16 protein-coding genes and 1 pseudogene are annotated in these 14,227 nt (G+C 67.2%); 4 read left to right on the top strand and 13 right to left on the bottom strand.

Annotation, left to right across the window (positions count from 1 at the left end; genetic code table 11):
* Window positions 1-105: 105 nt before the first annotated feature.
* From ACFWP7_RS03865 to ACFWP7_RS03855, 3 genes are all read right to left on the bottom strand, one after another.
* Window positions 106-927 (bottom strand): zf-HC2 domain-containing protein, encoded by an 822-nt coding sequence (locus ACFWP7_RS03865; RefSeq protein ID WP_384375521.1) that lies wholly within the window; start codon window positions 925-927, stop codon window positions 106-108.
* Window positions 924-1,499 (bottom strand): sigma-70 family RNA polymerase sigma factor, encoded by a 576-nt coding sequence (locus tag ACFWP7_RS03860; RefSeq protein ID WP_266460930.1) that lies wholly within the window; start codon window positions 1,497-1,499, stop codon window positions 924-926. Before ACFWP7_RS03860 ends, ACFWP7_RS03865 begins: the two co-directional genes overlap by 4 nt.
* A 246-nt stretch (window positions 1,500-1,745) precedes the next feature.
* Window positions 1,746-2,333 (bottom strand): CGNR zinc finger domain-containing protein, encoded by a 588-nt coding sequence (locus ACFWP7_RS03855; RefSeq protein WP_384375518.1) that lies wholly within the window; start codon window positions 2,331-2,333, stop codon window positions 1,746-1,748.
* Between the two features lie 303 nt (window positions 2,334-2,636).
* On the opposite strand from ACFWP7_RS03855, the gene ACFWP7_RS03850 reads away from it, so the two are divergent.
* Entirely contained in the window at window positions 2,637-3,188 is a 552-nt protein-coding gene (locus tag ACFWP7_RS03850) for a DUF1772 domain-containing protein (RefSeq protein ID WP_384375515.1), read from the top strand.
* On the opposite strand, the gene ACFWP7_RS03845 is transcribed toward ACFWP7_RS03850, so the two are convergent.
* Complete coding sequence (locus ACFWP7_RS03845; protein ID WP_384375512.1) at window positions 3,140-4,336, bottom strand: uroporphyrinogen-III synthase; 1,197 nt, start codon at window positions 4,334-4,336, stop codon at window positions 3,140-3,142. The two genes, ACFWP7_RS03850 and ACFWP7_RS03845, sit on opposite strands and share 49 nt — an antisense overlap.
* A gap of 139 nt (window positions 4,337-4,475) precedes the next feature.
* On the bottom strand, window positions 4,476-5,891 hold the full coding sequence (locus tag ACFWP7_RS03840; protein WP_384375510.1) for a nitrate/nitrite transporter: 1,416 nt from the start codon (window positions 5,889-5,891) through the stop codon (window positions 4,476-4,478).
* Between the two features lie 135 nt (window positions 5,892-6,026).
* Between ACFWP7_RS03840 and ACFWP7_RS03835 the strand changes: the two genes are divergently transcribed.
* The gene (locus ACFWP7_RS03835) at window positions 6,027-6,377 is read left to right on the top strand and encodes a hypothetical protein (RefSeq protein WP_384375507.1); all 351 of its coding nucleotides are present in this window, start codon (window positions 6,027-6,029) and stop codon (window positions 6,375-6,377) included.
* A 116-nt stretch (window positions 6,378-6,493) separates the two neighbouring features.
* On the opposite strand, the gene ACFWP7_RS03830 is transcribed toward ACFWP7_RS03835, so the two are convergent.
* The 3 genes and pseudogenes from ACFWP7_RS03830 to ACFWP7_RS03820 all read right to left on the bottom strand — a co-directional run bounded on the left by ACFWP7_RS03830 (window position 6,494) and on the right by ACFWP7_RS03820 (window position 8,361).
* A complete protein-coding gene (locus tag ACFWP7_RS03830) occupies window positions 6,494-7,036 on the bottom strand; it encodes a DUF2231 domain-containing protein (RefSeq protein WP_384375504.1) in 543 nt (180 codons plus the stop codon).
* A gap of 383 nt (window positions 7,037-7,419) precedes the next feature.
* Window positions 7,420-7,773: pseudogene (locus ACFWP7_RS03825) on the bottom strand (phosphotransferase); the annotation flags it as partial.
* Window positions 7,774-7,881: 108 nt separating this feature from the next.
* The gene (locus ACFWP7_RS03820; protein WP_384375501.1) at window positions 7,882-8,361 is read right to left on the bottom strand and encodes an ATP-binding protein; all 480 of its coding nucleotides are present in this window, start codon (window positions 8,359-8,361) and stop codon (window positions 7,882-7,884) included.
* 229 nt (window positions 8,362-8,590) lie between these two features.
* On the opposite strand from ACFWP7_RS03820, the gene ACFWP7_RS03815 reads away from it, so the two are divergent.
* Together ACFWP7_RS03815 and ACFWP7_RS03810 are read left to right on the top strand one after the other, a co-directional pair.
* Window positions 8,591-9,442 carry a helix-turn-helix domain-containing protein gene (locus ACFWP7_RS03815; RefSeq protein ID WP_384375498.1) on the top strand — a complete coding sequence of 284 codons (852 nt, stop codon included), beginning with the start codon at window positions 8,591-8,593 and terminating at the stop codon, window positions 9,440-9,442.
* 10 nt (window positions 9,443-9,452) lie between these two features.
* A complete protein-coding gene (locus ACFWP7_RS03810) occupies window positions 9,453-9,647 on the top strand; it encodes a DUF397 domain-containing protein (protein ID WP_384375495.1) in 195 nt (64 codons plus the stop codon).
* A gap of 439 nt (window positions 9,648-10,086) precedes the next feature.
* On the opposite strand, the gene ACFWP7_RS03805 is transcribed toward ACFWP7_RS03810, so the two are convergent.
* The 5 genes from ACFWP7_RS03805 to ACFWP7_RS03785 all read right to left on the bottom strand — a co-directional run bounded on the left by ACFWP7_RS03805 (window position 10,087) and on the right by ACFWP7_RS03785 (window position 14,197).
* Window positions 10,087-10,779, bottom strand: coding sequence for a hypothetical protein (locus ACFWP7_RS03805; protein WP_384375492.1), 693 nt, complete (start codon window positions 10,777-10,779; stop codon window positions 10,087-10,089).
* Between the two features lie 24 nt (window positions 10,780-10,803).
* The gene (locus ACFWP7_RS03800; protein ID WP_384375489.1) at window positions 10,804-11,391 is read right to left on the bottom strand and encodes a hypothetical protein; all 588 of its coding nucleotides are present in this window, start codon (window positions 11,389-11,391) and stop codon (window positions 10,804-10,806) included.
* Between the two features lie 99 nt (window positions 11,392-11,490).
* Window positions 11,491-12,843 carry a hypothetical protein gene (locus ACFWP7_RS03795; RefSeq protein ID WP_384375486.1) on the bottom strand — a complete coding sequence of 451 codons (1,353 nt, stop codon included), beginning with the start codon at window positions 12,841-12,843 and terminating at the stop codon, window positions 11,491-11,493.
* Window positions 12,840-13,112, bottom strand: coding sequence for a hypothetical protein (locus tag ACFWP7_RS03790; RefSeq protein ID WP_384375483.1), 273 nt, complete (start codon window positions 13,110-13,112; stop codon window positions 12,840-12,842). Before ACFWP7_RS03790 ends, ACFWP7_RS03795 begins: the two co-directional genes overlap by 4 nt.
* A 95-nt stretch (window positions 13,113-13,207) precedes the next feature.
* On the bottom strand, window positions 13,208-14,197 hold the full coding sequence (locus tag ACFWP7_RS03785) for a hypothetical protein (RefSeq protein ID WP_384376088.1): 990 nt from the start codon (window positions 14,195-14,197) through the stop codon (window positions 13,208-13,210).
* Window positions 14,198-14,227: the final 30 nt, after the last annotated feature.

Below are 14,227 nucleotides of genomic sequence, written 5' to 3'. Positions count from 1 at the left end.
AAGGGGGGCCCTTAGGGCTACGCGCGCGCTCCAGGTTCGCTCACGCGTCCCTTTATGCGTCCGCTTCCATGAGCATTTATGGACCGTTTCCACGAGTTCTACGAGTTAGGCGTCCACTTCCACGAGCTGCTTCCCGTCGAAGGTCATGACCTCGAAGTGGTCGATCTCGTTCGGGGTGAAGGCCGCGCCGCCGTTCACGTAGAGCGGGGACTTGGCCTGTTCCGTCTTGGCACCGGGGAGGCCGTAACCCCACTCCGGGACCGACCAGGAGGTGACCGTCTCGCGTTCGCCGTTCTTCCCGACCGCGATCAGGGAGCACTTCTCCGGGCCCGCGACGTTCTTGAGCTCCAGGACGGCATAGGTGCCATAGGGCTTGGACTCCATGGCGACCACGGCGGTGACCTTGGTGCTCGGGTCCGTGGCCGTGACCTTGTCGGTCAGGCCGTCGAAGGCTTCCTTGGCGGGGCTGGTGGCCGCCGCCTCGGGTGTCGTGGTGCCGTCGCCGCCGCCGTTGACCGCGAACACGGTCAGTGGGCCGGCGATGATCAGCGCGGCCGCGGCCGCCACCATGTAGAAACTCCGCCGACGCTTCAGGGCACGCCGCTCGGACACCTCGTCGACCAGCCGTACCGCGAGCTGCGAGCTCGGGCGTGCGGCGAGCGACTCACCGATCGCCGGGCTGCCCTGCGAGGCGGGCAGATCCGCGAGTGCGGCGAGCATCGGTTCCATCCCGGCGAGCTCGTCGAGCTGCTGGGCGCACCACTCGCAGCTCGCGAGATGGACTTCGAAGACGGTCGCCTCGGCGTCGTCGAGGATGCCGAGGGCGTATGCGCCGACGGTCTCGTGAATGTCACCGGGGTTCTGCTCTCCCCGTGCACCCTGCATGGCTCCCGGACCACCCGTTCCGTATCCCCCGTATGTACTCATGCCGTCACCCCCCGCTCCTCCAGCGCCAGCTTCATCGACCGAAGGGCGTAGAAAACCCGGGATCGCACGGTGCCGCTGGGGATGCCGAGGGTCTCGGCCGCCTCATTGACCGTACGCCCCTTAAAGTATGTTTCGACCAGGACTTCCCTGTGAGCAGGGGTCAGGTCGTCCAGCGCGTCCGACAGTGTCATCAGCCACAACGCCTTGTCGATCTCGTCCTCCGCGGGGATGACCTCCAGCGGTGACGGGTCCACCTCCTGCGGCCGGGCCTGCCGACTGCGGTGTCCGTCGATGACGATGCGCCGTGCCACCGTCACCAGCCAGGGTCGTACCGAACCGGTTGCCCGATTGAGCTGCCCGGCATTCTTCCAGGCACGGATGAGTGTTTCCTGTACGACGTCCTCGGCGCGCTGCCGGTCGCCTGCGACCAGCCGCAGCACATAGGCAAGCAGGGGTCCCGCGTGTTCTCGATAGAGCGCGCGCATCAGTTCCTCGTCAGGCTCCGAGGACTGAGACGCGCGATGTCGTGCCCTTGGGGGGCGTTCATCAGCCACGGCGGAATCCTTGCGCACGCCTACCTCCGGTGTCACCGATTCGACCGGGGTCTCCCCGTCGATCGCTCACACCGGGGTACGGATATGGGCACGCGCGTGCTCAAAGGGGTCACACATATTTTCTGAGCCGGGTGTGAAGAAAGTCTCCCCATTACTCCCTGCTCTTCCCTGAACACTCCCGGCGTTCGTTTTTGCCGACCATCGTGAAGGTCGGACCGGCCATGGTGAAGGTTCGGACCGGCCATCGTGAAGGTTCAGGAGGGTTCACGCGCGGGCGAGTGCCGCCCGCCGACGGTGCCGGGCCACGCGCTCCCGGTTGCCGCAGACCTCGCTGGAGCACCACCGTCTGCGCCGGCCGCGTGAGGTGTCGAGATAGACGATCGGGCAGTTGTCGCCCTCGCACTGGCGCAAACTCGCTCTCGCCGCCGGGTCCGTGAGGAGTTCGAGGGCGTCCCTGGCGACCAGGGAGAGCAACTCGGCGTGACCGGGCGGCGCGTGCAGCCGGGGGCGCAGCGAACCGTCGTCCGCGCGCATGGCCGAGGGCGCGGGCGGGGTGCCGAGCGCGACCGCGTTGACGCGGGCCAGGGCCACGTCGGCGGGCCGGGTGGCGAGTTCGCCGCGCACCAAACGGTCCACGTGCCCGCGCAGTTCACGGAAGCCGACGAGCCACGAGGAGTCGGCGCCCACCAGCGGCGTGCCCGCGGGGACCAGCCCGGAGCGGGCGATCCAGGCGCGCAGCCGGTCCACCGAGTCGAGCCGTTCCTCGGGGTGGGTGGTCGCCAGGAGGTCCAGGCAGATCCGCCCGGAGTCGAACCGCAGTTCGTACGAGGCCGTGGCCATGCCCGATGCCATGTGCCTGTCACCGCCTAGGGGTTACCGCCATGAGCCTTTGGAGAGTGCCTTGGGGACTGGTTACTGGGTACTGGCTACTGCAATTGGAGACTGCGACCGTCTTGGGGACTGGGACGGTCTTGGGGACTGCGACTGCCTTGGGGAGTTGATATGGCGAGTAGGTACGGGGAGTAGATACCCCCACAGTGCATGTCCGCACCCCCGGCCGGAAGACCTTGTACCGTCTGCGCCCTGGACGTCCGCTTATGGGACCGCGCGGCTCGGCCATGTCGCGCGTGCCGTGGCGCCGGTTGACTGAAGGGCATGACAGACAACAGCACGGGGCGGCGCAACGGCGCCGGAGGTGTACTGGTTGCGGCCACGGTCGCGATGGGCCTGTTCGCCGGGGTCTTCTACATTTTCGCCTGCACCATCATGCCGTCGCTCTCCCGCAGCGACGACCGCGTCTTCATCGAGGTCATGCAGAACATCAACGACCAGATCCAGAACCCGGTGTTCTTCCTGAGCTTCCTGGGCGCACCGCTCCTCGCGGCGGTCGCCGCCTGGCAGTCGCGCAGGTCGCCGTACCGCTGGTGGGTGTTCGCGGGCTTCGCCGCGGTCGCGCTCGCCTTCCTCCTCACCGTCACCGTGAACATCCCGCTCAACAACCAGATCATGGACGCCGGCGACCCCGCGAGGATCGCCGATCCGGCCGCCGTACGTGAGGAGTTCGAGGACCCGTGGGTGGCGTGGAACGTCGTACGAGCGCTGCTGTCGACGCTCGCGCTGGCCTGCCTGGCGCGTGCCCTGCTGCTGTACCGAGGGCCTCACACGTCGTACTTGGAGTCCGCGGCCGGGTCGAGTGCGAGCCGGTAGCCGCGCTTGACGACCGTCTGGATGAGCTTGGGCGCGCCGAGTGCCGTACGCAGCCGGGCCATCGCCGTCTCGACGGCGTGCTCGTCCCGTCCGGCGCCCGGCAGCGCGCGCAGCAGCTCGGCCCGGGCCACCACCCAGCCGGGCCGCCGCGTCAGGGCGCGCAGCAGTGACATGCCGGCGGGCGGTACGGGCCGCAGCGTGCCGTCGACCACCACGGCGTGCCCGCGGATCTCGACCCGGTGACCGGCGATGGGCAGCGTACGGGCCCGGCCGGGGAGTTCCTTGCACAGCACCTGTACGAGGGGGCCGAGCCGGAAGCGTTCGGGCTGGACCGTGTCGATGCCGTGGGCCTGCAGCGGCAGCGCGGTGACCGGGCCGACGCAGACGGTCAGTACGTCGTGGTGGAGGACGGCGAGCAGTTCGGGCAGCAGGCCGCGGATCTCCGCCCGGGACAGCAGGGACGCCGCGGCGGGCGCGCTGGTGAAGGTGACCGCGTCCAGGCCGCGGGTGATGGCCACGTCGATGAGCCGGTCGAGGGGTGCGATGTCCTCGGGCGGCATCCACCGGTACACGGGGACGACAACGACATCGGCTCCGGCGGCCCGCAGCGACTCGACGAACCCGGGCAGGGGCTCGCCGTGCAGCTGGATGGCGATACGGCGGCCCTCGACGCCCTCCTCCAGCAGCCGGTCGAGCACTTCGGCCATGGATTCGGAGGAGGGGGACCAGTGCTCGGTCAGGCCCTGGGCCCGTATCGCGCCCTTGACCTTGGGGCCGCGGGCCAGCAGTTCGACACCGCGCAGCCGCGCGAGCAGGTCCTCCCCCATCCCCCAGCCGTCGGCGGCCTCGACCCAGCCCCGGAACCCGATGGCGGTCGTGGCGACCACCACGTCCGGTGCCTGGTCGATCAACTCCTTGGTGGCGGTGAGCAGTTCACTGTCGTCGGCGAGCTGCACGATACGCAGGGCGGGCGCATGTACGACCGAGGCGCCACGCCGCTGGAGCAGCGTCCCGAGCTCGTCGGCCCGGCGGGCGGCCGTCACGCCCACGGTGAACCCGGCGAGGGGGCCGTGCGACGGGGCTTCCCGTTCTGCAAGGGGGCTGTGCGAGGGAGCTTCTGGTCCTGGTCGCTGTTGTTCGTCGTACATGACTGTCGTCCCGGCTCTCGTCTTGCACTCGAGTCGTCGTGCACTCAGGGCTGGCCGTAACTGGCTCGCCTTACGGCTGAACCGAGCCTGTCAACGCCCCGTGACAGGCCCGGTTCAGCCGCATGTCGCCGGTGTTACGTCACACCTCGGCATAGCTGAGCTGGAGCTTCTCCTCCTTGGCCGGTACGGAAGCCTCCGCGGCGGCCGCCGGACGGCGAAGGTATACGGCCCAGGTGACCGCGAAGCAGAGCGCGTAGAAGGCGAGGAAGCCCACGAAGGCACCGGTGCCGGAACCGACGCTCAGGAAGGACTGCCGGAAGGCGAGGTTGATGCCGAGCCCGCCAAGCGCGCCCACCGCGCCGATGAGCCCCATGGCGGCGCCGGAGAGCCGACGCCCGTAGGCGGCCGCTTCCTCTCCGCTCAGCCCCTTGGCCACGGCCTTGGCCTGGAAGATGCCGGGGATCATCTTGTACGTCGACCCGTTGCCGAGGCCCGTCAGCACGAACAGCACGATGAACGCGGTGGTGAACAGCGCCAGCGACTCCTGCATGGAGGCGACGATGATGACCGCGGTCGCGGCGGCCATCCCGACGAAGTTCCACAGGGTGATCTTCGCGCCGCCGTAGCGGTCGGCGAGCCAGCCGCCGACTGGACGGATCAGCGAGCCGAGCAGCGGCCCGATGAAGGTGACGTACGCGGACTCCAGCGGCGTACGCCCGAACTGTGTCTGGAGCACCAGACCGAACGCGAAGCTGTATCCGATGAAGGACCCGAATGTCCCGATGTAGAGGAAGGACATGATCCAGGTGTGGGCGTCCTTCACCGCCTCCTTGGCGGCGCCGGTGTCGTTCTTCACGGACGAGATGTTGTCCATGTAGCGCGCGCCGAGGACGGCGGCGACGACGATGAGCGGGATGTAGATGCCGAGCAGCACCCTCGGCCCACCGCTCGCCCCGATGACCGCGAGCCCCACGAGCTGCACCACCGGCACGCCGATGTTGCCGCCGCCCGCGTTGAGCCCGAGGGCCCAGCCCTTCTTCCGCAGCGGGAAGAACGAGTTGATGTTCGTCATGGAGGAGGCGAAGTTGCCGCCGCCGACGCCAGCGAGCATCGCGCAGACCAGGAAGGTCCCGAACGACGTGCCGGGCTCCATCACGACGAACGCGGCGACGGTCGGCACCAGCAGCATGCTCGCCGCGATGATCGTCCAGTTCCGGCCGCCGAAGCGGGCGACGGCGAAGGTGTAGGGGACGCGCACGATCGCGCCGACCAGCGTCGCCATCGACACGATGAAGAACTTGTCCGCCGGGGTCAGCCCGTACTCCGGCCCCATGAACAGCACCATCACCGACCACAGGGTCCAGATCGAGAACCCGATGTGCTCGGACAGCACGGAGAAGAAGAGGTTGCGGTGGGCGACCTTCTCGCCGCCCTCTTTCCAGAAGGTCTCGTCCTCGGGGTTCCACTGGTCGATCCAGCGGCCTTGCCGGCTCGGGGTGGGGGTGGGGGCTGCGGGCGGGGGTCCGGAACTTGGGGCTGGGGTTGGGGCTGTCATGACGCCTCCACGGTTCTCCGGTGCTCAGGTCTCGTACTTGGGGATGAGACCGAAGGTAGGGAGGGCGCGTTTCCACGCTGTGGCTGTGGGTGACCGGAAGGGAACGTTGCTCTCACTCCGGTGGGGGGTGGCTTGGTGAGGTCCGGGCTGCCGGACGTCCTTGGCACGCCCCGCGGGCTGCTGTGGTGGTCCATTGAGGAAGTCCGTGGCCTGTTCGGGGACGAACCGGATCATCCGCGGGCCCCGCTGTGGCCCTCGGAGCGCAGGCCCCGCGCGATCGCGGCGCTGAACGTGCCGATCGTCCCGGCGATTGTGCCCTGTGCCTTCCGCCGACACCTGCACGATGCGCCCGGCAACTACCTGTCCGGCCCTGCCACCGACCTTTACCCGCACCTGCTGGTGTACGGCGCGCTGTCGCGGACGGCCGCCGTGGTGGAACCCCTGTGCCTCCCTGAGGACGCAGCCGGCTTCGTCTCACGGCTGTGACGATCGAGGCGGCTGTCCATCCGTGGTCCGGGCTTGGTCAAGGCCCCGTCTGGAGATCGCCGACGGGCCATGCCTCGCCCCGCACGCAACTCCGACGCAGGGGCATGCGTACCGGGTCAGCGGCCCTTGCCGCTGACCGGCGTGGTCGAGAACCCGCCGTCCCAGGTCGACTTCGCACCCGAGTCACCGATCCGGTAGACCTGCACCACAGAACCGGCGGCAACGACCACGGACAGTACGATCGCGGCCACGCGCACCGGCATGCCCAGAGGAACGGCCCCGCTCAGACCCGCCCGCGCGTGCGTGCGCATGTGCGCCGAGGAATGCGCCATGGCTCTGCGGCCGAACCACCACACCGCCACGGCGACGACGAACAGCGCCACCACCCAGGGCAGCAGGGTGTCCCCGAGGTCCGTGTGCTTGCGGACCAGAGGGTCGCTGGGGATGCGTTTCTCCAGCCACTCGCCGGCATTGGTCGTGATCGGCACGCTGATCAGGGTGACCAGAGCGAGGAGAGGCAGCACCACGCCCAGCCTGCGGATCCACGTGGTCCACACCGTGGCGGCCACCAGCGCCAGCGCGGTGAGCGGCACGAGCACGACCACGAAGTGCACGAGCAGCACATGGGCTGGAAGCCCGTTGATGAGAGTGGGGCCCACTGAAGACTCCTTCAAGAACAGACGTCGAGGAGCGGCAACCGACTACAAGCTGTAGACGAAAGCATGAAGCGCATCTGCCTCTCCGGTCACTTGTACCCCGACGGCTCCCCGGAAGGTCGGACCGGCGCGTTCGGCACGCAGGCGTCGCCTCTACGGCGGGGGCCGGCTGGTGCTGGTGGCAGTTGCGCGTGGCGCGTCGTCGAGCCGTCGAGCCGTCGGCCGCAGAGCTCGCGCGGGTGGGTCGCGGGTGATCGACTCGAAGACTTCGGGTGTCGACATCTCGGACAAGAACTGGGTCAGTGGGTCCCCGTGCAACGGCTCGACGTCACCGTCCTCGCGCATGGCTCCAGAATTCTGCGAACTCGCGCACTTCTCACCCTTGCCTAGCCGGTCAGGGCCTCGGTGATCTGACGGGTGGTCCGCGCGGCGACCCGAGGGTTGACGGCGGCGTACGAGACGGAGGCGTTCAGGCCGGTGGCCAGGGCCCAGCCGCGGCCTCGGATCCAGGTGGCGTCGTCGACGCCGAGCGCGGCCCGGAAGGCGGCCCGGGGTCCGGCCGACACCAGCGCGAAGGCGATGGTCAGATCGCAGGCCGGGTCGCCGACACCGAGCTCACCGAAGTCGATGACCGCGCTGAGGCGGCCTCCGACGGTGAGCAGATTGCCGGTGTGGAAGTCGCCGTGGGACCAGACCGGAGGGTGATCCCATGCGGGGGCGCTCAGGGCCGCGTCCCAGAGCCAAGACCGCTCGCGGAACAGCCCCCTTGACGCCCGAACGCCATGAGGCATCTGAACCTGAGCCGTGGCGAGACTGAACCCCCTACGGCAGTTCGCCGAGAACCCCCGTCACGCGGACTTGGCCTGCCCAGCCCCAGCCACGGACCTGGACCCGGACCCGGACCCGCCGACCTCGAACCACAGCAGCTTCCCCGCACCCCGCCCCAGCGCGTCCCCACCCCACAGATCCGCCCACGCCCGTACGAGGAGCAGCCCACGCCCGTTGACAGCATCCGCCGGAGCGGGCCTCGGCCGACCACCCGGAGGCTCGTCAAAGGGCGACGGAAGGTACGGATTCGCATCCCATACGCCCACCCGCACCCGCCCACCACCGAGCCCCGCCAGCCGCAGAGACGCGGGCCCCTTCGCGTACTGGTAGGCGTTGGTGACCAACTCTGACGTCAACAGCTCAACCACGTCGAGCACTTCGCGTATGCCATGCCCGTGGAGCGCAGCCCGCACGGTCATACGTGCGACCCGTGCGGCGCGAGGGTCATGAGGCAGGCGAAGGGCATACACCCAGGTGTCGGGCGCGGCTACGGTGACCATGGATACCTCCTGGAGAGAAGGGGACTTGGGCTCGCTCAACGTCAGCGCCATGCGGCGGCAATGCCTGGGTTGGTGCGCTTCCGGCTTATGGGCGTGGGCGGTTGAGTGGTTTGCCACTCACAACGTAGCCAAGAAAATGTAAGGTCTTCCATAAACTGGACGAAGATCTACCAATCCCACTCGTGTGGGTGACGCCTACGGCCTGCCTCACGGAGAGAAGCACCTCGCCATGCCGCCCAATCCAACTGTGACCCTGCGCCAGCAGCGACTTGGCGCCGAGCTGCGCAAGCTCCGCGAGCGCGCGGGGCTCACGTCGACCGCGGCCGCCGCACTCCTGGGCGGACCCCAGGCGCGGATCAGCAACATCGAAGCCGGACGGTACGCAGTGAGCGCCGACCGGGTACGCACACTGGCGCGCAACTACAGTTGCGCCGACGATGAGTACGTCGACGCCCTCGCCGCGATGACAGGCGGCCGCAAGCACGGCTGGTGGACGGAGTATCACGACACGCTCCCATCCGACCTGCTGGACCTGGCCGAACTGGAGCACCACGCCACCGCACTCCGCGTGGCCGTCACCATCCACATGCCCGGGCTACTGCAGACCACGGAGCACGCCCGCGCGATGATGCGAGAAGCCGTTCCACCTCTGAGGCCGTACGAGATCGAACACCGCGTCTCACATCGCGTGAAGCGTCAGGCCGTCCTCTTCGAGGGAACTCCAACCCCGTACACGGCCATCGTGCACGAGGCAGCGCTGCGCATGGGCTTCGGTGGCCCGGACATCACCCGAGCCCAACTCATCCACCTGCTGGAAATGAGCGATCAGCCCACCATCACCATCCTGGTGATCCCTTTCGGAGAGGCCGGTTTCCCGGCGTCGGGCCAACCCATCACCTGCGCAGTCGGGCTCGTTCCACAGCTCGACACCGTCATCCTGGACACCGACCACGGGTGTGAGTACCTCGACGCAGAAGCCCAGTTGAACCGCTATCGCTCCGTACTGGACCGCATGGAATCGCGAGCCCTCCCTGAACCAAAGTCCCTCGACCTCATCCAGCGCATCGCCCAAGACCTCTGAGGAGCCCTCCATGCATGAACTCGCGTGGCAGAAGTCCACGTACAGCGCCGAGGCGGCCAACTGCGTGTACCTGGCGGCGACGCCTGCGGGAACGATCCGTCTCCGCGAGAGCGATGAACCGGACGTCATGGTGACAACAACCCTTGTCTGCCTCCAGGCCCTGATACAAGGCATAAAAACACTCCCGGACGTGGGCCACGCCTGACCAATTGGAGACTTTGGGCCACCGGCTGGCGACCGAGACACCGAGAAAACAAGACGACACGGCAGCCCCGTAGCGGCACAGAGCTACCAATCACGGGCGACGCCGTCAGCCAACGCCCGCTTCCCTCTCCGATACGAGACCCTTGTATCGGACAAGGCGGAACGGACGCACACCTTCCGGCTCGGCAGCCACTCCACCCTGGTGCGGGTGCCCCGCGCACCACAACTGGGTGAGCCGCGCATTCACAAACCGCCTGTACGGCGCAGCCGTGAGCAGCACGTCATTGATCCGCAGGCGGCCGGCACCTTGACTTCACGACCAGGCATCTGCTCCGCGAGTTCGAGGAGCACCCCCTGGCGCACAAGTCGGCGCCGGATCGCACGGCCGGTGGGCGGGGGCTCAATGGCCGGTTGCGACGCCCAGGGAAGCTGCACGGAGGTCACGATCGACGTCCCTCCCTCTCGGTGGGGGCGAACGGGTCTTCAAAACTGACCGCGTCGGCGATCTGATGGAGGATCGCGCGGTACTGCTCTCGGCGGGCTACAGCCGTCGTGCTCAGCGTGAGGACGACCAGACGTTTGCAGTCCGGGTGGGGCAAGTGCGCGTGGACCTGGAGGAGTGGCAGCTGCGGGAAGCCGCTGTCGGCGGAGGCCGTGCGTACAGTCTCGCTGAACGTGGCCGGGCCGCAGGGCAGTTCGAGGTACTCGATGTGGGAGTGCCCCTCTGCCGGGGTCACAGCGCGGGCGGCAGTGACGGCGCGTGGAGCTATGGCCGTGTCTCGCCAGGAAAGTGTGAAGAGGGAGAGCAAGGATTGGCCATTGCCGCTGCCGGTTTCGTCTACGTCGTCACGGTGCAGGCCGATCGAACAATGGACGGTGCCGACCTCGCGCAAGGCACCCAACAATAGCTGCCCCTCGGCGAATTGGGCGATGAACTGCTGTCGGAGCACGTCGTCCGGCGCCGCGCCCAGAAAGGGGGCCACAGCGGTGCGCAATGTGTCGGCAGCCGGGGATTCGGGCGAGGGCAGCAAGGCGTCAATCGGCAGTGCCATGAAACCTGGCGGTTCGGCGAACCAAATTTCAGCGGTGGGATCCTTCACGGACTCGTGGAGCGTGAAGCTTGGGATGGTCATCAGGATGCCTCTTCCCGGCGCCGATCAGGGTTGGGCAGGGTGGATACCGACACGTCGGCCACGTTCGATGTCCTCCGGAGTAGCTCCCCAGTCCGCGAAGCTGCGGCCGTCTTCCGCGCCCATCTGCTGCTGGAGAACATGCATGCGGCGGGGCGCCTCGCCGTTCGGAGTGGGCGCGGCAATTAGACCGATGAAGCGCGGGTCGCCGACGAACCACACCACCTCGATCTGCGCCTTCAGCTCAGGCCTGGCCCGGGGAGCGATGCGGCGGCTCCACCATTCTGTGCGCAGATGCTGGGGGAAGACGAGCGGCAGCCGTTGCTCTGGATGGGCCGGGTTCTGGATTTCAAACCACCCATACTGCCTGCCGGTTACATCTGGATGCTTGGTCAATCCACTTGGAACGTTCCGCAGCACCTGCCACGGATACGTTCGCAGGATGCGCCGCATGCGAAGGGCCGCTGGAAAGTAACGCACCTGGATATACGCGCGGTAGGGGCCGTACACGAAGTACGGCATGAAGATCCATACAACCCAGTTGGGCGTGTAGGTCGAGATTCCGAGCAGCGCGGCCCAGCCGCCGATCCAACCAATAAGGCCGACAACGTTCATGACCATATGTCCCACCCAAGCGCGCCTAGCGGGAGAGTGGTCCCAGGCCGTGGGGTAGTCGGCAGGGTTCACTGGCGCACTCTTTCTATGGGAAGAAATTCAGAAGACATGGTTGACGAGATTCAGGATTCCAGCGTTGTCGAGGATGAGCCGCGAGCCATCGACTCCGGCAACGGAACCGTCTTTGATGCCGTCGTCATCCGCATCAACAAGACTGCCTCCCAGACCGACGCCGCCGGTGCCCAAACCGACACCTCCTGAGATGCCTGCGACCCACCTGCCAGCCTTGTCGGCGTCGCTGGCCCCACGTACCAACCATCCGACGAGCGGATTCTCCAATCCTGAGATGGCTTGTGCCTCTTCCATGGTCTTGGTCCCGAAGGTAGCCAGCTTCTGCCCGAGACTCAACGCTCCGGTTCCTGTTCGCACCGCTTGTACCGCCTCGACGCCCCCCTTGGCCACAGCTCCCAGCCCCGGAATTACGCCGGCGGCGTCAGCTCCCACAGAGACCGCGTTACTCCAGAAGTCGGAGTCGAATTCCCCCTTGCTGATGCCGTCCCACAGAGACGCACGAACTTGCGGATCCGAGATCCGGAGCGCGAGTGCCCCTGCACTGAGCGCCGAGGTCGTGAGTAGCAATGCCGCGACCATCGCGATTCCCAGGGGCCCGGCGAAGACGATCGCCACCAAGGCGACGACGCCCGCCAGGAAGCTGAGAATGTCAGGCAGGTTCTCGCCCAGCCAGTCGAGCGCCGAGTCGAACCACCCCGGTTCGTGCGGCGCCAGCTTCTTCGTCGCGTCGCGGATCTTGCCTGCCCGGTACTGAGCTTGATGCTCGTGCTCCTCCGCGAGCTTCCGGGCCTTGACCCGGATTTTCTCCAGCTCGTCCTCGGCGTCGTCCACCGCCGTGTTCGCCTGCGTCAGCGCCTTCTGGGCGTCGTCGTGCTTGGCGCCCTTCTTGTCCAGGTCAGGGCTGTCGGCCTTCTGACTGGCGTGGCCCTTCGCGCGGTCCACAGCGGCCTGCGCGTCCTTCGCGTCTTCCTCAAGACGCTTCGCTCGACGCTGGAATTCATCCAACTCCCCGTCCCAGAAGTGGAGTTGCTTGGCCGCCTTACGGATGGAGTGAGCGGCGTTCTTCAGGTTCAACGGCAGCGGACCGCCGTCGAGCTGCTCACGAAAGGCGACGGCCGCATCGCCTTCCCAGTAGCTGCCGTCCATCAACTTGGTGACAAGCTCGTGCGTCTCTTCGAGGACCTTGGCGCACCCGGCGAGCTTCTTGTGGAGTCCGCTCACTGTCTCGGTGCTGCCCGGCACCGGATTGAAGCCCAGATGTGGGTAGTCAGGGTTCGGGATATGCGGGGCGGACTTGAGTCCCTGGGGTTTGCCGAGGTCGGCTCGGGACTGCGGGTCGAGGGCAGCTCCCGAGTCCCCGCTACCGGACGGATCTGTCACTTCGAACCCCCGCCCTTGCCCCCTGCGGGCTTCTTGAGCGCTTCCTCCAGGGCCTTGTCGACCTCGCGGTAGCTGTCCTTGCTCTTTCCGATGATCTTGGCGAGATCTTCGGTCTGCTCGCCGATCTGATCAGCTCCGTACTTCCATTCGTCCTGGAAGTCCTCGCAGGCGCGGTCGAGGTCGTCGGTGCCGAGGCCTGTGACGGTCGCGTCTTCCAGCGCCCTGCGCAGCCCCCTCAGCGAGTCGGTCGACTTCCTGAGCATCTTCATGAAGTGCGCTAACTCGTCACCGTCAACGGCCAGCCGATCCGCCACGTCTCTCCCAAACTCTTCCCGGTGTGCCCGGCTGCCCGGCTGCCCCGACGTCAACGGTTGACAGACTGGATCTCCTGCACGACAACATCCTGCTCCGCCCCGAACTCACCGTCCGGCAGCGCCTGTTCCTGGGCCACTCCTGTGCCCGTCCAGTGGATCTTCCAGGTGATGGTCGCCCTGAGCTTGTACGAGTCGTCACCCGAGGAACGCAGGTACTTCACCCCGCACGGCGGAGTCTCGTCCGACTTGCCGGCGGCGTACGCCTCACCGATCGAGTCGTCACCATTGAGCGTGCAGACCCCGGACGCGGGATACGTCGTGGCATCGGCGGTCCCCGGCTCAATCTTCAGCGACACCGGCTCCGCGACGGTCGTCGCGTTGATACCGAGCAGCGGAACCGACGCCGTCACCGACACCGGCTTGAACTCCGCCGTGTCCAGCCACGCCCACGTCGGCAAATTCACCTTCGTCGCGCCCGCAGGAGCCAGGGTCACCTTCGTAGAGGGGACACGGATCTCGGCGTATGCGAGTTCGGCGAGGATCTCAGGCGTGATGGCGTTCTCAATGTCGGCCGGTGGGGGGTCACCGGTGTCCACCCAGAAGATGGGCTCCTCGCAGTTGTCCCAGCCGGGCGGGTAATCCTTGTTCACGTACGAGTCCCAGAAATAGCCGTCGCCTGTCTTGTCCTTGTTGAAGTCCTTGTACGGATCACCGTCGACATAGCGTTTACGCTGCTCCGCATCCCACTCATAGCCGGTGGAACCGGCCTCCCAGATCGGCTCCAGATACGCCTGGAGCTGCGCCGGCGTGTACTTCGGGGCGTACCAACAGGCAGGCGGAGTCCAGGACGTGGTGGAAGCAACAGCTCCGACAGAACTACCGCTGCCGTTTTTCGAGCGGTCGAAGACAACGCCACCAGCACCGGCGGAGATGGTGTCACCGTCGACGTCACCAGACGGGCGGGGGCCTGTTCCACCGCCGACCGACCCACCCCCGGGCGGGGTCCGGTCGGCGACCGCCGCAGGCGCTGAGATCGTCACGGCGAAGCCCACCACGAGCAGGGTTACGGC

The organism is Streptomyces sp. NPDC058470 (assembly GCF_042721055.1).
Classification (GTDB): Bacteria; Actinomycetota; Actinomycetes; order Streptomycetales; family Streptomycetaceae; genus Streptomyces.
Note: the sequence above shows the minus strand (reverse complement) of the source record. Positions and strands in the feature narration are given on the sequence as shown.